The organism is Vreelandella rituensis (assembly GCF_003336665.1).
In the GTDB taxonomy this organism is placed as follows: domain Bacteria; phylum Pseudomonadota; class Gammaproteobacteria; order Pseudomonadales; family Halomonadaceae; genus Vreelandella; species Vreelandella rituensis.
In genome coordinates, this window is record NZ_QPIJ01000002.1 from 162,412 (window position 1) to 181,585 (window position 19,174).

Genomic DNA, 19,174 nt, shown 5'->3' on the forward strand with positions numbered 1-19,174 from the left:
TAGGTTACGCACAACGGCTACCAGCGCCTGGATAGCGCTGGTAGCCGTTTATTCTCCTAATATTTCAGATTTAGAAGCGGTCTTGCTTGGGCGCATAGACTGGTGGTACATAGGCATCGGGCTGCGTCACGAGGTCGTTTTCCGCTGGCGACTCCAGGCGCTCCAGCTGCGATGTCGGCATATTGACGGCGGCGGTCGCGAAGGTCAGCGCTAGCCCCTCGCTGATATCCTCGGGCGAGTAGCCGCTCTCATCTGGAAAAGAGATGACTGGCCTGAGGGCCTCTTCAGGAGGCAATGCTGCTGCCAACGGCAAGCTCGGCTCCGATCCAGAGTCTGTCTCGTCGGGGTCGGTGGTGCTTGGATCAAGCGGATCAGGCTCGACAGGATCAGTGGTTTCCGGATCTGTCGAAATCGGAGCGACAGGGTCGCCGGGATCGGTGGTGCTTGGATCCGTTGTACTTGGGTCAGTAGTGCTGGGATCTACCGGATCAGTCGTGTCGCCAGGAACAGTGGTATCAACTGGATCGGGAATTGGATCCACCGGATCGACTGCAACAGCGGTGACTAACAGCGTCCCCTCGACGTAATTGATGGCGTAATTACCAGGATCGAAAGTGCCTGGCTCCGCATCACTGGGCGTGATGACATAATCACCAACATCAGCCGTTGCCACTATCCCAGGACTGGTCAGGGTGACGTCACCAATAGTTTCTCCTGGCACAAGGCCCTCTTGCTCGTAAGTCAAGGTCTCCGGATCCAGCTCCACGCCGGATTCCTTCTCGGCATCGTTAGCCGTGATGGTCAGCTGTGCCGGGGTGATATCCGCTCTGGTGACATAGGTTCCCTCCGTAGTGCCGAAGGGGGCAAAGAGCTCATAGTCGGTGTCATCAAAGCTGGCTTGATAAGTAATCAGCTTCTCGGTGCCCACATCCTTGGTATCAAACTCGGCATTACTTACCTCCAGCTCACCGGTTGGCTCTGGCTGTATGCCGTTGATATCGGGTTCGAGGCCACTGACGGTAGTGTCGCGCAGGCCGTCGTAGACCTTGTCGTCGCCCAGCCCGAACACCCAGGCCTTGGCATCCAGGGTTCCGCCACCGTCTTTCAGGTTTAGATCGTAAGCACCTATCTCGGTGTTAGTGTCGGCATAACTGGCGGGGTTGAAACGCACCCTCAAGGTGCCGGTATTGATGGTTATGCATTCGGCACAGGTAATGTCTACGGTGCCGCCGATGTCGGCGCCCGGTCCGGTACCGTCATTGTCGGCGATCAGTATGACGTCACCAGTCGTCACCGTAATCGCTGCCCCCACATTGACATCCTTCCCGGCAAGCGCCGTCAGGTTGCCGGTGGTGATCGTTGATGCCCCTGTCAGCGTCACGTCGTTTTTCGCATTGAAGGTAAGGTCGCCGGTGGTAGTGGTGACGACGGCGTTTACGTTCACATTACGGTCAGCGTTGGCTACTAGGCTACCGTCGGTGCCGGTAATCGCCGCATTGATGTTGACGTCGCGATCGGCGTTAAGCGTCAGGATAGTCTGATCGGTCCAGGTGATGGCATTCATGACTGTGATATCGCCATTACCGGTGCCGCTTGCGCCGCTATTTTCCGTGGCCACGGTGATATTGCTGGCGCCCAGGCCGGTGACCAGGTCGGCAACATTGATATTGGCGGCACTCACCCCCGAATCCGGGGCGAAGACGTTGTCGGTTGGTGTGGCGCCCGTGGTTGCCGCACTGGAGATGGTGATATCCGCCGGGTCGAGCAACCACATGCCCACGGTCCCATTGGGTGCGCGTGTATCGATCCTGATGTCCGCCACGTCCAGCCAGCCACCGGAGGTCTCCATCAGGCCGCCGTCACCAGCTTGTTCACCACCACGCGCGCTGATACTGCCGTAGGCGCGGGTTGAGTTGTCCGCCCACAACACTGCCGTACCGCCGTCACCCGTCGTGATGGCGTCAGCATAAATGTTTGAACCAGCGCTCATGTAGGTAGCGCTGGCATTCTGCACAGCGAGGTCCTTGCCTTGGTATCCGCCACCGATCAGCACGCTGCCACCGCCGGCGTCGCCGGAGGCATCGATCAACGCATCATAGAGGCCGACGTGATGGGCGGTCGCGGTGACGCTACCCCCGGTTTCCCCGGCATCGGCGCTGGACACATCCAGGCTGCCGCCGACCTTCACCGTGCCGCTGCGTATGTCACCCATCAGCATGATGGTGCCATTGCGGTTTTCGATGCTCTGGGCCCGGAGCACCCCGGTGTTGTTGACCGAGGACTGCAACAGATCGCCCGCCGATTGAGCGGTCATCAAGACCTTGCCGCCATCGGCTTGAATCATCCCACCATTCTGCACCAGCGCATCCAGCGCGCCTTGGTTGACAGCCACATTCAACAGGCCGTCGCCCGCCACGTCGAGGGTGATGGCGTCGCCTGCCGCCAGCGCTACAGTGCCGAGATTGGCCTGAAGGGTGCCCTGGTTACTGACATTGGCGCCGAGCAGGGCGACATAGCCGCCATCGGCATTGATTGTGCCCTGGTTGACGATGCTGCCGTCACCCGTCCCGACAAAATTGAAGTTTCCCGCTGCAAAATCACTGTCGCTGATTGCCAGCGTAGAGGCCACCAGGCCGCCGACATTGACCGAGGCGTCTTTACCGAACAGTACGCCGTTGGGATTGATCAGGAACACGCTGCCGTTTGCAGTGAGAGTGCCCATGATGGCCGAGGGGTCCGACCCCAGCACCCGGTTGAGGCTAATCGAACTACTGTTGGGCTGGACAAAGTTCACCGCCTCTCCCGAGGTAATATCGAACGCCTGCCAGTTGATGGCGGCATTCTGGGTGGTTTGAGTAATATCCATCACCGTAGTGTCGCCACTAATATTGACGCTGCCGACTGACACCTCGCCTCCCACCGGCAAGGCCCAGGCATTGCCGGCGACAGCCAGAAAGATCGACGCGATAAGAGGCTTCAGTATAAATAGGACTCTGTTTTCTGAAACTCTGTTACTACCATTGGAATTTTTCCTGCTTCCACTCTTTGCAAACTCGGATCCCGCGACAAAGGTACCGATGTTTTGCTTCCAGATTGATTGGTAGATCTTGTTCATGATGTTTTTCCAAGTATGTTGCATGTCTTGTTAATTGGGTAACTACCGTTGTGTAAGAAGAGCGATCAGAAATACTTGACCAGCTGTAACCAGAATTGACCGTCCGAATCCGGTGCTGAAGTGGCTTCTTCATTACTCAACTTATGGGCGTAGTAAGACTTGACGGAAAAGTTGTTATAGTCGACCCAGTTGACACCCACACCGGTTCCGCTCAGGGTCCGATCATTGTCAGCATCATCGTCGTCCGAAGGATCCTTATAGACAGTCACAGTACCCGCATCGACAAAGCCGATAAGTTGCACGTTGCCAGGCACTTGTTCGGAAAGGCCCGCCAGCAGGAGACGTGCTTCAAGGGTGGCCAGATAGCCCTCATCGGCAAAGGCTTCGCCCTGGGGATAGGCGCGCACGCCATACATGCCACCGAGTGACATCTTCTCCGAGCTGTCGAGATTGTCCGCGGTGAACTGGGCACTTACCGACCCATAGAGAGATAGCGTGTCGGTGAGTTGCTGCAAGCGCATGACACTCAAGCTCAGCTTGTCGAAATGGTCGTTGCTCTTCTCTGTAAAGGTTTTCTCATCAGTTGTTTGGGTATCGACTTCGCCGGTATGCCAGGAGACGGTAGCGGCCGTCAGACCGCCCGCACCCAATTCATCGCGGTGGTCACCGTGGAGACCCGTCGTGACCACATTGGCAGTCTTTTCGCTGACATAGATGTCGTTTCCATACCCGTCTTCGAAGGTCTTGTAGTCGTAGCCAAGTTGCGCGTAGAGATTACTCTGGCGTGAACGGACCAGCGGGTAACGGCCGAAGATACTGGCAACCTGTGCATCGCCTTCGACACCCAGACCACTGAATTCCTTGCCCAGCTCGTACTCGAGATGACTGTAGGCCACGCCGGCCGTCGCCTTGCCAAACTGCATCTGGTAGGCGGCGCGAGCATAATCGAGGCCGTCGAAACTGCTCATCACGCGCAGGCTGGCCACGTCTCCTCGTCCTGCCAGATTATTGACATGAATCGTTCCGCCCAGACGCTCCTCGCCGGTATAGTAGTTGCCGGCGTTGTCGGCATCGATACTGCCTGTCACCCGCTGGCCGGGGGCGACATCGACAATCAGGTCAGCCGCACCCACCGACGCACCCGGCACTAGGGTCGATTGGACGTTGACACCGCGAATGTCCGACAGCAGCAAAAGCCGGCTCTCGAGCGGCGCGCGGTTGATCACTTCGCCACTATCGAGGCCACTGAGCAGGCCATCGGCCAGGCCGTCCGAGAGATCGCTCTGATTGCGTAGAGTGACGTCTTCGTAGCGACCTTCCATCACCGCGATCGTCACCGCACCACCCTCTATTTCCTGTGCAGGCAGGTAGGCTTGCGCGACAAAATAGCCGTTCTGGTGATAAAAATCGGTAATCCGGGAGGCCATTGCCTGTAGCTCGCCCAAGCTAAGTTGCGCGCCCGGCCTGAAACCGGTGAGCGTGAGCAGCTCCTTCTCGGAGTACAGGCTCTGCCCGCTTAGATGCAGTGAATTGACCTCGATCTTCGCCGTGCCTGCGGCACCCATCACCGGTACCTGTGGCTGTTGCACCTCAATTTCCGGCGCAATTCTTTCCACGGTCGGCGTTGGCGGGATCTGTTGAAGCTGGCTGCCGGCACTGGGTAGAGTGCCGCCGGGAAGTTGTGCGGCAAACACCCCTGGGCTTAACGCGAGTAGTGCAAAGGGAATAAGTTTTTTATACGCCATATTAATTTTCCTTGGCATTTTAATTTCTATTTAATTAAAGCCTGTAGGAAAACACAGACTTTTATTTGTTAGGATATTTAGAATTTTTTCAAAAATTACAGATACACTCACCGGCTTCCGGCGCTTTAAAGCGTCGAATAACAAATAGTGTTTATTTAATTTCTTTATCTTCTCGCCGCAGTCGGCAAGAGGTTACTGGAACAGGAAAAAGCAGTGAAAGAGAGGGCGCTGACTAAAAACAAAAACGCACTTCACCGAATCGGAGTGTATTCCGCTTTAGATAGAAAGTCTTATTTTTTTATTACAAAAAACTAATTATTTTAGATTAATTTTTTACGTCACGATTTTTACACTCTTTATAAAATCATCAAAGCTGTAGCGTGAAAGAAATTTTTCAGATAATACGTTTTAACTTCATAGACTTAGACTAGGGTTCGGCGAGTTTTACTCGAGCGCCTGCCAGAACGGTTCCGCGAGCAACTGGCTCAGATCAGGAAAATTCAAACAGCCAGGGTGCCGCAAGGCACCCTTTTTTATCTCGCCTGGCTTGAAAGACGAAGCGTTTTGAACAGCGATGTTCAGGTTCCTGCCGCCTTGATCAGGGCGTCCAGCGACGCCTGGTAGCCTTGGGTGCCCAATCCCGCGATCACACCGTCCGCACGTAGCGAGACATAGGAGTGATGACGAAAGCTTTCACGCTTGTGCACATTGGAAATATGCACCTCGTAGACCTTCCCCTCGAATGCATTCAGCGCATCGAGTATCGCAACCGATGTGTGGGTATAGGCGGCGGGGTTGATGATGATGGCGGTGGTTCCATCAAGACGTGCCGCCTGGATGGCATCGATCAGCTCACCTTCATGGTTGCTTTGTAACGCCTTGATCTCCCACCCATTGAGAGTGGCTTTCTCATAAAGGGCGTGATTGACGTCGGCCAAGGTCTCGTAACCGTAAATCTCCGGTTGCCGGCTTCCCAGAAGGTTGAGATTGGGGCCGTGAAGCACCAGCACTTTATCCTGACTCATCGTTTTAGTCTCCGAATTCACTAGATTGCTTGTCGCTTCGCTAAACGTTGCCCGCACCAAGCCGCTCCCAGCCACAGTAAAGGGCTACCCAGGGCGTAGATCACCGCCAGGAAGGCATCATCGCCTTGCCACAGCACGAAGACTTCCAGGCTGAACAACGAAAAGGTGGTGAAACCTCCGCAGAATCCCGCTACCAGAAAGGGCTGCCAGCGGGCCAGCAAGCCTTGTCTGTGAGCCGCAGCGGTGACCACGCCGGCAATCAAGGCCGACCCGAGTAGATTGACGCCCAGAGTGCCCCAAGGGAAATAAGCACCGAACAGATTCAGGGACACGATGCTTACCAGATAGCGACTCGCCGTTCCCAGGGCGCTACCCAGCCCAGCGGCAAGATAAATCATCGCCTCTCGACGACGCCTCAGGGAAGTAGCCGTCACCGAAGTAGTTGTCACCATAAAGCACGCCCCAACCAGAATCCCAGCGCCAGCAACATCAATCCTCCCAGGCAGGTCCCCCCCATATTGAAGATAGCCGCCTGATGCCTGCCACTTTGCCATAGACTCAGTGTTTGCAGGCTTAATGAAGATACCGTGGAATAGCCTCCCAGCAAGCCGGTGACCAACATATACCACACAAGGCTCCGGGCACTGAGATCAGGCGCCAGCAGCATCCCCGCCACTAGCCCGATCGCGGCGGCTGCGGATAGGTTGACGGCCAGGGTGCCCCAGGGAAAGCGGCTGCCCATCAGGCGGGCCAGTGCATTGGAAACCGCCAGGCGCAACATGCCGCCCAGTGCGCCCCCTATCATGATCATACCCAGCCATTGCCAGTTGATCCCCACCATTGCCTCCTCGTGCTACATTGCGCTGGAATCGATGAATGGGCCTTGAACGGATCGACGCCATGACCTTGCCGATATACCTCGGCCTACCCATGTGGGCCAACGCCGACTGGCTGGGCAGCCTGTATCCACCCCACGCAGGGCGTGAGCTCCTGCATGATTACGCAAAGGTGTTTTCCAGCGTAGAAGGCAATACTACCTTTTATAGCGGCGCGCCACGAAGTGACATCGTAGCGACTTGGGCGCGGCAGGTCCCCCCTCACTTTCGCTTCTGTTTCAAGCTGCCCGCCTCGATTACGCATGAGCAACGCCTGACTCGCCTGGAAGATGCCTGGGCGTTCTTGCATGCCCTCGCCCCGCTGCATGCACGCCTGGGTCCCACGATGGTGCAATTACCTCGGGATTTCGGATCCCGAGAGCTACCCAAGCTGAAGGCATTGCTGGCAGGTTGGCCGCGTGACTTACCCTGCGCCGTGGAAGTACGCCACCCCGAGTTTTTCCACAAGGGAGAGGCTGAAAAAGCCCTCAACCGATTGTTGATAACTTATCGGGCCAATCGGGTAATGCTGGACGTTCGCCCCTTGTTCTCCACGCCGGCTCATGGTCATTCCGGCCTGGCCAAAGCGCAGCAAGAAAAACCCAAACTCCCATTACACGTGCTTTCCACAGGAGATTCTCCGGTAATTCGGTTTATTGGCCATATTGACAAATTAATCAATAAGCGTTATTTCGCGCCTTGGGAAAAACGCCTGAACCTGTGGATAAGTCAGGGGAAAACCGTTTTCTTATTTGTGCATACCCCAGACAACCGGGAAGCTCCCGAGATGGCACGTAGCCTCTACAAGCCACTGGCCAAGGACTCATATCTACCCGAATTGCCTCCTTTTGCTGGTGAACAGCAAACCCGGCTGTTTTAAGTTAACTTTTCAGGCCGCTTCGCTGGCATACACCGCTTTGATCGGATAAATTGCCTTCACTTCGGAAAGTAATATCAATTTATGACGTTCCGAACCGTTGTTTTCCTCGCAGCGCTTTATCGCGCTGGCCCGAGGTACGCAATTCACTATCCAGCTAAAAACTATCCAACTAAAAACTACCTAGCTAAACACTATCTAGCTAAAAACCATCCAGCTAACAAAAAGGTGATGTATGGCAAAGCTTGCACATGCGCAATGGTCATCCAGGATGACCTTTGTGCTAGCCGCTGCCGGCTCGGCGGTCGGCCTGGGCAATATCTGGCGTTTTTCTTACATGGTGGGCGACAACGGCGGCGCAGCGTTCGTGCTGATCTACCTGGCGTGTGTGGCACTGGTCGGTTTACCGGTGCTGGTTGCCGAATGGATGATCGGGCGGCGGGGGCAGAAAAACCCGATCAATTCGATGGCTGAGCTAGCCAGTAAGCACGGCAAGTCGCCGGCCTGGGCGCTGGTGGGTATCAGCGGTGTACTGGCCGCATTCTTGATACTCTCGTTCTACAGCGTGATTGGCGGCTGGTCGCTCAACTACACGCTCGGCACGGTCATCGGCACCTTCAACGGCCAGGACGCCGACAGCATCAGCGACTTGTTCGGCAGCATGCTGGCAAGTCCCGGTACCTTGCTGTTGTGGCACACTGCTTTCATGCTGCTGGTGATCGGGATTGTAGCGCGTGGCGTGACCAAGGGGCTGGAAAGTGCGGCACGCTCGATGATGCCCGCCTTGGTTGTGCTGATGTTGGTACTGGTGGGTTATGGGGTGGCTAGCGGTCACTTCGGCGAAGCGCTGGCCTTCATGTTCCGCCCCGATTGGAGTGCGGTGAATGGCGGCGTCGTATTGGCCGCGATGGGCCAGGCATTTTTCACCCTGTCGTTGGGCATGGGCATCATGATGGCCTATGGCTCCTACCTGGGAGAAGACGTCAATCTGATCAGCACAGCGCGTACCGTGATCATTCTGGATACCGGTATCGCCCTGCTTGCGGGCCTGGCCATCTTCCCCATCGTGTTTGCCAATGGCCTGAGTGCCGGCGAAGGCCCCGGGTTGATCTTCGTCACCCTGCCGCTAGCCTTCGGCAACATGGCGGGAGGCACCCTGCTCGGCCTGATGTTCTTCCTGCTGCTTACCTTCGCTGCCCTAACTTCGGCTATTTCGCTGCTTGAGCCGGTAGTGGAAATGATGGAAGAGCGCACTTCCCTGCCACGTGTCAGCGCCACATTGGTCAGCGGCGTTGCGGTATGGATGCTGGGAGTTGCAGCCCTGTTGTCGTTCAATGTGTGGGCGGACTTCCAGATCATCGGGCTAAATATCTTCGATCTTCTGGACACTTTCACCAGCAAGATATTGCTGCCGCTGACCGGCCTGGGTGCCATCGTCTTCGTCGCCTGGTGTCTCAAGCGTGAAAGTGTAGAAACCGAACTGGGGCTGTCCGCCACCGGTATCAGCTTGTGGAATATCGTGGCACGTATCATTGCGCCAATCGGCGTGATCATCGTGTTTGTCGCCGGGCTTATCTAACGCCCTCACAAGCTCTAACGCTAACTATCAGGTTAGTTATCGGGCGATAAAGGGCCTCGTCACTCAGCGGGCGAGGCACTTTTCAATTTCAATGCAATTTGCTTTCCAGCGCATCTTCCTCTTCATCCGGTAAAAGCTCGATATCCCGTGAGAGTTTTTGAAATTCCCGATGCAATTCTATTCCTCGACGGGCGCGAAAATTGCGCTGTGCGGCGTGGCGCCGACGTTCAATATGTTCATCGAGCCCCATGCTCATGAAGATATCCAGAAGCTCACTCTTGACTGAAGTTAACCGTTCGACGTTACGCATAGCGTCGCTCCTCCAGATGCCTATCCCTGTATTCCCCTATCTGCATAGCATCACTTACTGGTGATGCAGCGTGACACGTCATTTTTACTATAATCCAGTTGACGAAATGATGACGTTCTGGAAAGCAATATTCCCTCAACGCTCGTTTTCGCTATTCGCCCTAACGTTCTATTCGTTATAACGTTCGGCTCATCATACCGTTCAGCGGTTTTTCATATGCCGTCGTCAAGTAAATAACGTCACGCCAGAGGAAGCCAAATGCAGCAACGAGACGTCGATATCGCCATCATCGGAGCCGGCAGCGCAGGATTGAGCGCTTGGCATGCCGCCAATAAATACACGGATAACGTGGTGCTGATTGAAGAAGGAGAATATGGCACTACCTGTGCCCGGGTAGGCTGCATGCCCTCCAAGTTACTGATCGCCGCTGCTGAAAGGGCGCATCAGGTGCGTGATGCGGCAGGATTCGGCGTAGAGGTGGAAAACGTAACGATCGATGGCTGCGCGGTGATGGCGCGCGTCAAGCATGAGCGTGACGGCTTTGTGGATAGCGTCCTGACGTCCATGCAACGCATTGATGAAGTCAAGCGCCTGGAAGGTCATGCCCGGTTTATCGACGCCCATACCCTGGCCGTCGGTGAACATAGCCGGGTACGGGCGCGTAACATCATCATCGCTACCGGCTCACGCCCTACCTGGCCCGGCATCTTCGAAGGCGCAGGAGACCGGCTGATCGTTAACGATGATATCTTCGACTGGGACGACCTGCCGGAATCGGTGGCGGTGTTCGGCCCGGGTATCATCGGGCTGGAGTTGGGTCAGGCCCTGCATCGGCTGGGTGTGCGAATACGCATGTTCGGCATCGGCGGTAGCCTGGGGCCGTTTCAGGACGCCACCCTGCGCGACTACGCCGACCAGACCTTCAAGGCGGAGTTTTATCTCGACCCGGATGCCGAGGTGGAAAGCATCGAACGCGAAGGCGACCAGGTCGTGGTGACCTTTCTTGAGCGCGATACCGGTCAACGCCTGACCGAGCACTTCGACTACTTGCTGGCCGCTACCGGTCGACGCCCTAACGTCGATAAGCTTGCGCTGGAAAATGCCGGGCTGACACTCGACGACAAGGGAATCCCCAGCTTCAATCGATTCACCCTGCAATGCCTGGATGCCAGCGGTGAGCCAAGTCACGTCTTCATTGCAGGCGATGCCGACCAGGAACTTCCTCTTTTGCATGAAGCCATCAATGAAGGACGTATCGCGGGCGATAATGCCGGACGCTACCCGGACTGCCGAGTCACTCAACGCAATGTGGCGTTGGCTATCGTCTTCACCGATCCCCAGATAGCCACGCTAGGCCCCAGCCGCGGGGAGCTGGAGCAGCGTTATGGCGGCCATGGCTGCCTTGCGGTGGGGGAAGTCACCTTCGACAAACAAGGCCGCGCGATAACCATTCGCGAAAATCAGGGCATGCTGCGTCTTTATGCAGAGCATGGCAGCGGCCAGTTTCTGGGCGCGGAACTGTTCGGCCCGCGGATCGAACATATGGCGCACCTGCTGGCGTGGGCGCTGGAACAGAAACTTTCCGTGAGCCGGATGCTCGAGATGCCCTTTTATCACCCGGTATTGGAAGAGGGCTTGCGTAGCGCCCTGCATGACCTCAACGCCAAGCTGCGCAAAGGGCCGGGAATCATCGAGCACTGCATGGAGTGCGGGCCGGGAGACTGAGCGATAGCAGCACATCACCGCCCGACAGCCGCTATCCGCTAGAACTGCTCACGGCGACGCTCTCATGCACAGCGGCTGCCAATGTCGCTGTCGCCTGGGTGTCGCCACTTTCCCTGCCCATTTCGTCTATCAGTCAGGCATACTGTGACGGGGCGCCGATTGACCGGCGTCGCTTATGTATCATTACCGAGGAGCTGAACGTGAGTCGCGCCCTGTTCGATGAATTGAGACGCCGCATGGAGCACTTTCGCCGCTCCGAGCAGAAGGTGGCACGCTTCGTGCTGCGCAACCCCGAAGAAGTTATCCACATGCGGATTGTCGACCTGGCCACTGAGGCCAAGGTCAGCGAACCCACGGTGGTGCGCTTTTGCCGAGCATTGGGTTGCAATGGTTTTCAGGACTTCAAGCTGCAACTGGCCCAGATGCTGGCCACCGGCAGCCAGTTCGCCCAATTCTCGATGAACGATAGCGACTCGGTGGCGGAATTCTCCTACAGTATTTTCGACTCCACCGTGGGCACCCTGCTTTCCGTGCGTGACCGCCTGGACAACGATGCCCTGGGGCGTGCGGTCAATGCACTGGCCATGGCCAACCGCGTTGAATTCTACGGTTTCGGCGCCTCGGGCGCAGTGGCCTTCGATGCCCAGCACAAGTTTTTTCGGCTGCAGATTTCCACGTCCGCCTACGCTGACCCGCATATGCAGAACATGTCGGCGGTGACCCTCAAGGAAGGCGATGTGGTGGTGGCAATTTCCCAGACCGGGCGCACCAAGGCACTGGTCGCCAGTGTCCGCCTGGCCCGGGAAGCGGGTGCCACGGTGATCGGCCTGTGCCCCAGTGGCTCGCCGTTGTCTGAGGAAGTCAGCCTGCCGCTGTATATCGACGTCCACGAAGACACGGAAATCTATACCCCCATGAGTTCACGCATCGCTCATCTGGTATTGATCGACGTGCTCGCCGTGGGGGTGGCCAAGACACGCGGACCCAAGCTGGCGCAACAGCTCAAGGCGGTAAAGAAAAGCCTCACCCCGCTGCGCTTTCCCGAGGAAGGATAAGCACCAAGACGCCATGGTCTCTGTGCTAGGCCATGTCTGTGCTAAACCGTAACTGTGCTAAACTTGGCGCCCATTTTCGACCCGGCAGCGGCCTGTATGGAAGACGTCACGGCGATTCTTGATTCCTTGAACCCCGACCAGCGCGAGGCGGTCAGCGCCCCCCAGGGCAACCTTCTGGTGCTGGCCGGGGCAGGCTCGGGCAAGACCCGGGTGCTGGTGCATCGCATTGCCTGGTTGATGCAGGCCGAAGGCCTTTCGCCTTATGCGTTGCTGGCGGTGACCTTCACCAACAAGGCCGCCCGCGAGATGCGCACCCGCCTGGAAGTGCTTCTCGGCATATCCCTGCGCCATGTATGGGTGGGCACCTTTCACTCCATCGCCCATCGCTTTTTGCGCACTCACTGGCAGGCGGCACGTCTGCCGCAAAATTTTCAGATCATCGATTCCGACGACCAGCTACGTCTGGTCAAGCGGCTGCTCAAGGATTATTCGATCGATGTGGAGAACTTTCCGCCACGCCAGGTGCAGTCGTTCATTTCCGGCTGCAAGGAAGAAGGCCTGCGCGCCCAACAGGTGGACGTTCACGGCGATGCCTATCTGGGTCAGATGGTCGAATTGTACGAACGCTACCAGCTGACCTGTGAGCGGGGTGGGCTGGTCGATTTCGGTGAACTTCTGCTGCGAAGCCTGGAGCTGCTGCGCGATAACCCTACGCTTCTGGCCCACTACCGCGAACGTTTCGGCCATGTACTGGTAGACGAGTTTCAGGACACCAATACCCTGCAGTACGCCTGGCTCAAGTTGCTTACCGGCCAACAGACGCCGATGACGGTGGTGGGCGACGACGACCAGTCGATCTACGGCTGGCGCGGCGCTAAGGTAGAAAACATCCGCCGCTTCGAGCAGGAGTTTCCCGGCACCCATACCGTGCGTCTGGAACAGAATTACCGCTCCACCAGCGCGATTCTCGATGCCGCCAATGCCCTGATCAGCCACAACAGTGAACGCATGGGCAAGAAGCTGTGGACCGAAGGCGCCCAGGGCGAGCCGATTTCGATCTATGCCGGTTTCAATGACCTGGAAGAAGCGCGTTTCATCGTCGAGACAATCAAGGAAAAAGTCGCCGAAGGTTTCCTGCGCCGCGAGATAGCCATTCTCTACCGCTCCAACGCCCAGTCTCGCCTGCTGGAGGAAAGCCTGATCCGCCAAGGGGTGCCTTATCGCATCTATGGCGGCCACCGTTTCTACGAGCGCCTGGAGATCAAGAACGCCCTGGCGTACCTGCGCCTGTTGCTCAACCGCGACGACGACGCCTCGCTCGAGCGGGTGATCAACGTACCCACCCGTGGCATAGGCACACGCACGGTGGAAATCCTGCGCTTTCGTGCACGCACGGAAAATGTCTCGTTATGGCAGGCGCTGCACGATGCCTTGGCTGACGCCAAACTCAAGGGCCGCGCCGCCAATGCCATCCAGGCCTTCGCCAACCTGATCGAGCGCCTGGACAACGACTGCGCGGGGCTTTCCCTGCATGAAATCATCGATCATGTGATCACCCATACCGGCTTGATCGAACATCACAAGAGCGAGCGCGGCGAGAAAGGCCAGGCCCGGGTGGAAAACCTCGAAGAGCTGGTCACCGCCGGCCGGGCCTTCACCCAGGGCGATATCTTCGAACCGCCGGTGGCGGGGGAAGGCATGGCCGCCCTGGAAGCCTTCCTCTCTGAAGCGGCACTCAATGCCGGCGATCATGAAGCCGATGAGTTCGAGGACAGTGTCCAGTTGATGACCCTGCATTCGGCGAAGGGCCTGGAGTTTCCGGTGGTGTTCATCGCCGGTGTCGAGGAAGGGTTATTTCCCCACAAGATGTCGCTGGAGGAGCCCGGGCGCCTCGAGGAGGAACGGCGCCTGTGTTACGTGGGAGTGACCCGCGCCATGCACAAGCTTTACCTGACCCATGCCGAAACCCGTCGCCTGCACGGTAAGGAGATTTTTCCGCGTCCCTCGCGTTTTTTGCGCGAACTTCCCGAGCATCTGTTGGAGGAGGTGCGTCTGCGCGGCCAGATCTCTCGGCCGGTCACTGCCTCCCGCCCGTCGCCTTTTGCCCAGCAAGGTGTGGATGGCGGCGATGACTTGCCCAGCCTGCATGTAGGGCAACGGGTCAGCCACCCCCTGTTCGGGGAAGGCGTGATTCTCAATGCCGAGGGCGAAGGGGCGCGAGCGCGGGTGCATGTCAGCTTCGAAGGCGAGGGCGATAAGTGGCTGGTACTGGGTTTTGCCAAGCTGACGCCTCTTTGAGTGGGGCAACCCGCTTGCCCGACAAAACCACCATGACGCATACTGACCGCCGGACATAGGCATGACACCTTATGCATATGTATAAAAAATCAGACAATTTCCGGAGTCACTCTGCCATGATGCAACGCCGTAACTTTCTCAAGACCGTCGGCATCGGCGCCGCCGGCGTCGCTGCCGCACCCTTTGTTTCCACCGCTAGTGCCCAGGAAACCATTACCTGGGATATGGTCACCTCCTGGCCTAAAAACTTTCCAGCACTGGGCACCGGTGCCAATGATTTCGCTGCACGTGTCGAAGCCCTTTCAGGTGGGCGCATGCGTATTCGCGTCCACGGTGCCGGTGAGCTGGTGCCCGCGATGGAAGTCTTTGACGCCGTGGCGGCGGGTACCGCTGAAATGGGGCACTCCACTGCTTATTACTGGCGTGGCAAGGTAGCCGCCTCACAGTTCTTCACTGCGGTGCCTTTCGGTATGAACACTACCGAAACCAACGCCTGGCTGTACCATGGCGATGGACAGGATCTGTGGGACATGATCTATGCCAAGCACAACCTCAAACCCTTTGCCGTCGGCAATACCGGTGCCCAGATGGCAGGCTGGTTCAAGAAGGAAATCAACTCGCTTGAAGACATGCAGGGGCTCAAGCTACGCCTGCCCGGGCTTGCCGGCGAAGCCATGAATGGCATCGGGGTGACCACCGTGACCACACCGGGTTCGGAAATATTCACCTCCATGCAGACCGGGGTGCTGGATGCCGCCGACTGGGTTGGTCCGTATAACGACCTGGCCTTCGGCCTGCATCAGGTGGCGGACTATTACTACACCTCGGCATGGAACGAGCCCAGCGCAATTCTGGAAGGCACCATCAACCTGGATGCCTGGAATGCGTTACCCGACGACCTCAAGGCGATTGTCACTGAAGCCGCTCAGGCGGCCAACCTGGCAATGATCAGCGAGTTTGCCTTCCGTAATGCGCAGGCCCTGGACACCCTGGTCAACCAACACAACGTCCAGCTGCGCACCTTCCCGGAAGACGTCATGCAGGCCCTGTATGAATCCTCTAAGAATGTGATTCAACAGCAGGTCGATAACGACGAGGAATCACGCATGGTCTATGAGTCCTACGCGGCCTTCCAGAAGCTGGTCCGCCCGTTCACCGATGTAGGTGAATACGCTTACCTGAAAAATCGCGATAACGTCATCTCCTGACACTATGTGGACGATCAGGGTCGATGCTCAGTCATGGCAGAGCATCCAAGGGCGCCTTCGGCGCCCTTATTGCAAGTGTTCAGGCATTGTCACCCTGTACGGCGCGAATCCGGCCATTATCATCCAGCGCCACCATCACGAAACGCGCTTCGGTGACTTTCTGGCGTTCATCCAGGCTGCAGCCGTGAGGCGGACGCACCCATACTTCTACGTCTAGCTTGATTGAACTGCGGCCAATCTCACGCACCTCGGTATACACACTCACCATCGACCCCGCTCGTACCGGGCTCAGGAAATCCATGGCTTCGATAGCCACCGTTGCGGTACGCCCACCGGCTTTGCGCCCTGCGGCAAGCTCTGCGGCCTGATCCATGTGGCTGACTAGCCAGCCACCGGAAATATCGCCGTAGAAATTGGTATCCTGGCGCGATGCCAGAAGTTTCAATGTGAGCTGCCCTCGGGGAGCCGGTGCATCATCCAGATCGGTTTCAAGAACGTTCATGGTCGCTTCGCTTTACAAGATTATTGTTATACAAGAGAAAGAGGATATTCCAAACCGGGCGAGACTATCACAACCCCCGGCAACATGGCGTAAAAGTGCGGCTGGATGCCTCTTGGCTCGATTTGCTGCATTGCAGTAAGCTTAGAGGTTCAGTAAAGCACAGGATCCAGACGCGGTGAAGACCTTCCGTCCCACGCGGCTGGTGCTCGATGCATTTATATTGCTCATCTTCTGGAAACACCACCATGCTGAATGCTTCCACCGCCCTTCTTCGGGGAACCCGACTGGTCTATAGCCGGGGGCTACGCCGCTATGTCTTCATTCCCATCCTGGTCAATCTGCTGGTCTACGTCAGTATGCTGCATTATGTGATCACTCACTTCGGCGGCTGGCTCGGAGGATGGATGGCCATGGTGCCCGCTTGGCTCGACTGGCTATCCTGGCTGATCTGGCCGCTGTTCGTGCTGAGCCTGGTGGTGGTGGTGTTCTTCACCTTTACCTTGGTCACGCATTTTATCGCCGCCCCTTTTTACGGTTTCCTGGCCGCCAAGGTGGAAATTCAAGCGACCGGACGTCAGCCCCTGGATGATCGCGGTCTAGCCAGAACCGCCGTGGATGCTGTGGGGCGCGAACTGGTCAAGCTAGGGTATATTTTGCCAAGGGCCGTCCTGCTGTTCATCATTAGCTGGATTCCCGGCCTCAACCTGTTCGCCCCCTTGCTCTGGGCGCTGTTTTCCGCCTGGGTCATGGCGATCACCTACCTTGACTATCCGATGGATAACAACAAGGTTACCTTCGCCGAGATGCGCAAACGTTTAAACGGCCGTTGGTGGCAGAGCCTAAGCTACGGCGGGCTGGTCACCCTGATTACCTGGCTACCCTTGGCCAACCTCTTCCTGATTCCCGGCGCCGTGGCCGGTGCGGTATTGATGTGGGATCGCCATTATCGTGAGCAACGCGACATGGTGACCCAGTAGCGTCTTTTTCAGGATGGCGGCGCTATGATGTCATCTGGCAATTCCTGCCCACTTACCCAGGCCCACTTACCGAGGATATTTATGATGCGCTTTTCTCTTGCGGCTCTTGTCACGGCAGGCCTGCTCGCTGCGGGTGGCGTGCAGGCCCAGAATGTATCCCCCGACGGGCTACATCTGCTGCATCCGTTTGCCACCCCTACGCCCCCCGGTGTGCCTCATGGTGCGGCCTACCTGTCCATCAGCGTGGAAGACGACACCCCGGCGGTTCTCGTCGGCGCCCGCTCTCCTGTCAGTGAAAGCGTGGAAATACACGATATGGCCATGGACGATGGCATCATGCGCATGCGCCGTATCGAACAGCTCGAAGTGGAACCCGGCACGACCCAGGTCATGCGCCCCGGCGGAGGCTATCATCTGATGTTGATGAATCTGGTCAGCCCACTCCAGGAAGGCGAGCGCTTTCCGCTGACGCTTGAGTTTGCTCATCGCGGCGATATCGATGTGGAGGTTGAGGTACAGACCGCACCGGAAGATAGCTCAATGGGTATGGAGCACGGTCAGCACTGAGGCACGCCTGGCCCGGGCGGCTTTTATCTAAAAGCGTGTAATACCTCTTCCTGAGTCGCGTAGCGCGAAGGGAGTATAGGGACTCCTCCCCGGTTGCAAGCGCTGCCATGGCTGCGGCTTTGTACTGGAATCCCTGTCGCTTGATGTTCGCATCTGGGACTGCCCCGGCTGCGGCACCCAAGGCATCGACCGCGACGTCAATGCCGCCCGCAACATCCTACAAGCCGGCACCGCGCTGTTAGCCGGTGCTGAGAGTTGAAGCACTACCGAGGGGCACTCGGGAAGTTACGCCTGTGGAGTTTGTGTAAGACCGGCAATGCCAAGGCATTGAGGCGACGGACAGCGAAGCAGGAACCTGGGAGGTAACGACCAGGGAATCCCCTTCCACAAGCGCGCTAGCGCTGAAGGTGGGGGAGGATGTCAAGTGCCGCTCGGCCACAGGCTCAGAGCGATGCCGGCAAAGACCAGTAGGCCCGACCAGTGATTGTTCAAGAACGCCTGAAAGCAACGGTCTCGCTGACGATCACTAATCAGGTACTGCTGATAGACAAAGGTCGCCGTCATGGCGGCCAGTCCCAGCCAGAAGAAGCCGCCCAGCGCCAGACGAACCCCCACCCAGCCCAGCAATAGCAAGGTGGCTAGCTGCAGCACACCGATCATCAGGCGATCGGCCCGACCAAACAGTACGGCGGTCGACTTGATGCCGACTTTCAGGTCATCCTCACGATCGACCATGGCGTATTGGGTATCGTAAGCCACTGTCCAGGCGACGTTGGCGGCAAACAACAGCCAGGCTTCGAGGGGCACGTGACCCAGGACGGCGCCGAAGGCCATGGGAATCGCCCAGGAGAATGCGGCCCCCAGAAATGCCTGAGGAAAATGCGTATAGCGCTTCATGAACGGATAGATGAACGCCAGCACCACCCCTACCAGCGACAGCATGACGGTAAACAGGTTGGTGAACCACACCAGCACGAAGGCCGCCAGTACCAGCATGACGAACAATGCCTGAGCCTCACCCTCCCCGATACGCCCGGTCGCCAGGGGGCGATTCTTGGTGCGTTTGACGTGGCCGTCGAAGTGGCGGTCGGCGTAATCATTGATCACGCAACCGGCGGCACGCATCAGATAAACCCCGACGATGAAGATCAACAGCACATTACGGCCGGGAATCCCTTCAGCAGCCACCCACAGCGCCCAGAGCGTCGGCCACATCAAGAGCCAGGTGCCAATCGGGCGATCCAGGCGCATCAGGTGCAAGAAATCGGGCACGCGCGCCCATCCCGAAGGCCGCAAAAGGGAACGATCCATGATTA

The 19,174-nt window shown here is 57.4% G+C and carries 16 protein-coding genes and 2 pseudogenes; 9 read left to right on the forward strand and 9 right to left on the reverse strand.

All coding sequences use genetic code 11. The features are described from left to right. Positions 1-70: 70 nt before the first annotated feature. The 6 genes and pseudogenes from DU506_RS02570 to DU506_RS02590 all read right to left on the reverse strand — a co-directional run bounded on the left by DU506_RS02570 (position 71) and on the right by DU506_RS02590 (position 6,726). Positions 71-2,908 carry a two-partner secretion domain-containing protein gene (locus tag DU506_RS02570; RefSeq protein ID WP_181870670.1) on the reverse strand — a complete coding sequence of 946 codons (2,838 nt, stop codon included), beginning with the start codon at positions 2,906-2,908 and terminating at the stop codon, positions 71-73. 105 nt (positions 2,909-3,013) lie between these two features. Then, positions 3,014-3,139: pseudogene (locus DU506_RS22735) on the reverse strand (ESPR-type extended signal peptide-containing protein); the annotation flags it as partial. Positions 3,140-3,180: 41 nt separating this feature from the next. Then, entirely contained in the window at positions 3,181-4,860 is a 1,680-nt protein-coding gene (locus DU506_RS02575) for a ShlB/FhaC/HecB family hemolysin secretion/activation protein (RefSeq protein WP_220254277.1), read from the reverse strand. Positions 4,861-5,438: 578 nt separating this feature from the next. Continuing rightward, positions 5,439-5,885: a type II 3-dehydroquinate dehydratase gene (gene aroQ, locus DU506_RS02580; RefSeq protein ID WP_114485390.1), complete on the reverse strand. Its 447-nt coding sequence runs from the start codon at positions 5,883-5,885 to the stop codon at positions 5,439-5,441. A gap of 20 nt (positions 5,886-5,905) precedes the next feature. Further along, the gene (gene crcB / locus DU506_RS02585; RefSeq protein ID WP_235825407.1) at positions 5,906-6,337 is read right to left on the reverse strand and encodes a fluoride efflux transporter CrcB; all 432 of its coding nucleotides are present in this window, start codon (positions 6,335-6,337) and stop codon (positions 5,906-5,908) included. Further along, on the reverse strand, positions 6,331-6,726 hold the full coding sequence (locus tag DU506_RS02590; protein WP_114485392.1) for a fluoride efflux transporter FluC: 396 nt from the start codon (positions 6,724-6,726) through the stop codon (positions 6,331-6,333). The genes crcB and DU506_RS02590 overlap by 7 nt, the downstream gene beginning before the upstream one ends. 59 nt (positions 6,727-6,785) lie before the next feature. Here DU506_RS02590 and DU506_RS02595 point away from each other — a divergent pair, with 59 nt between their 5' ends. Both DU506_RS02595 and DU506_RS02600 read left to right on the forward strand, forming a co-directional pair. After that, positions 6,786-7,640: a DUF72 domain-containing protein gene (locus DU506_RS02595; protein ID WP_114485440.1), complete on the forward strand. Its 855-nt coding sequence runs from the start codon at positions 6,786-6,788 to the stop codon at positions 7,638-7,640. A gap of 232 nt (positions 7,641-7,872) precedes the next feature. After that, a complete protein-coding gene (locus DU506_RS02600) occupies positions 7,873-9,216 on the forward strand; it encodes a sodium-dependent transporter (protein ID WP_114485393.1) in 1,344 nt (447 codons plus the stop codon). Between the two features lie 88 nt (positions 9,217-9,304). Here the strand turns inward: DU506_RS02600 and DU506_RS02605 are convergent, their stop codons facing one another. Then, on the reverse strand, positions 9,305-9,526 hold the full coding sequence (locus DU506_RS02605; RefSeq protein ID WP_114485394.1) for a PA3496 family putative envelope integrity protein: 222 nt from the start codon (positions 9,524-9,526) through the stop codon (positions 9,305-9,307). A gap of 258 nt (positions 9,527-9,784) precedes the next feature. Here DU506_RS02605 and DU506_RS02610 point away from each other — a divergent pair, with 258 nt between their 5' ends. The 4 genes from DU506_RS02610 to DU506_RS02625 all read left to right on the forward strand — a co-directional run bounded on the left by DU506_RS02610 (position 9,785) and on the right by DU506_RS02625 (position 15,812). Beyond that, positions 9,785-11,251: a dihydrolipoyl dehydrogenase gene (locus DU506_RS02610; RefSeq protein ID WP_114485395.1), complete on the forward strand. Its 1,467-nt coding sequence runs from the start codon at positions 9,785-9,787 to the stop codon at positions 11,249-11,251. Between the two features lie 200 nt (positions 11,252-11,451). Beyond that, positions 11,452-12,306, forward strand: coding sequence for a transcriptional regulator HexR (hexR, locus tag DU506_RS02615; protein ID WP_114485396.1), 855 nt, complete (start codon positions 11,452-11,454; stop codon positions 12,304-12,306). 96 nt (positions 12,307-12,402) lie between these two features. Then, positions 12,403-14,604 (forward strand): DNA helicase II, encoded by a 2,202-nt coding sequence (gene uvrD, locus DU506_RS02620; protein ID WP_114485397.1) that lies wholly within the window; start codon positions 12,403-12,405, stop codon positions 14,602-14,604. 119 nt (positions 14,605-14,723) lie between these two features. Then, positions 14,724-15,812, forward strand: a complete 1,089-nt coding sequence (locus tag DU506_RS02625; protein ID WP_114485441.1) for a TRAP transporter substrate-binding protein — start codon at positions 14,724-14,726, stop codon at positions 15,810-15,812. 79 nt (positions 15,813-15,891) lie between these two features. On the opposite strand, the gene DU506_RS02630 is transcribed toward DU506_RS02625, so the two are convergent. After that, positions 15,892-16,314, reverse strand: coding sequence for an acyl-CoA thioesterase (locus tag DU506_RS02630; protein WP_114485398.1), 423 nt, complete (start codon positions 16,312-16,314; stop codon positions 15,892-15,894). A gap of 245 nt (positions 16,315-16,559) precedes the next feature. On the opposite strand from DU506_RS02630, the gene cysZ reads away from it, so the two are divergent. The 3 genes and pseudogenes from cysZ to DU506_RS02645 form a co-directional block, all read left to right on the forward strand. After that, on the forward strand, positions 16,560-17,291 hold the full coding sequence (gene cysZ / locus DU506_RS02635; RefSeq protein WP_114485399.1) for a sulfate transporter CysZ: 732 nt from the start codon (positions 16,560-16,562) through the stop codon (positions 17,289-17,291). Positions 17,292-17,375: 84 nt separating this feature from the next. Further along, complete coding sequence (locus DU506_RS02640) at positions 17,376-17,858, forward strand: copper chaperone PCu(A)C (protein WP_114485400.1); 483 nt, start codon at positions 17,376-17,378, stop codon at positions 17,856-17,858. A gap of 88 nt (positions 17,859-17,946) precedes the next feature. After that, positions 17,947-18,117, forward strand: a pseudogene (locus DU506_RS02645) (zinc ribbon domain-containing protein); the annotation flags it as partial. Positions 18,118-18,278: 161 nt separating this feature from the next. On the opposite strand, the gene ubiA reads toward DU506_RS02645, so the two are convergent. Further along, complete coding sequence (gene ubiA / locus DU506_RS02650) at positions 18,279-19,169, reverse strand: 4-hydroxybenzoate octaprenyltransferase (RefSeq protein ID WP_114485442.1); 891 nt, start codon at positions 19,167-19,169, stop codon at positions 18,279-18,281. Positions 19,170-19,174 lie beyond the last annotated feature (5 nt).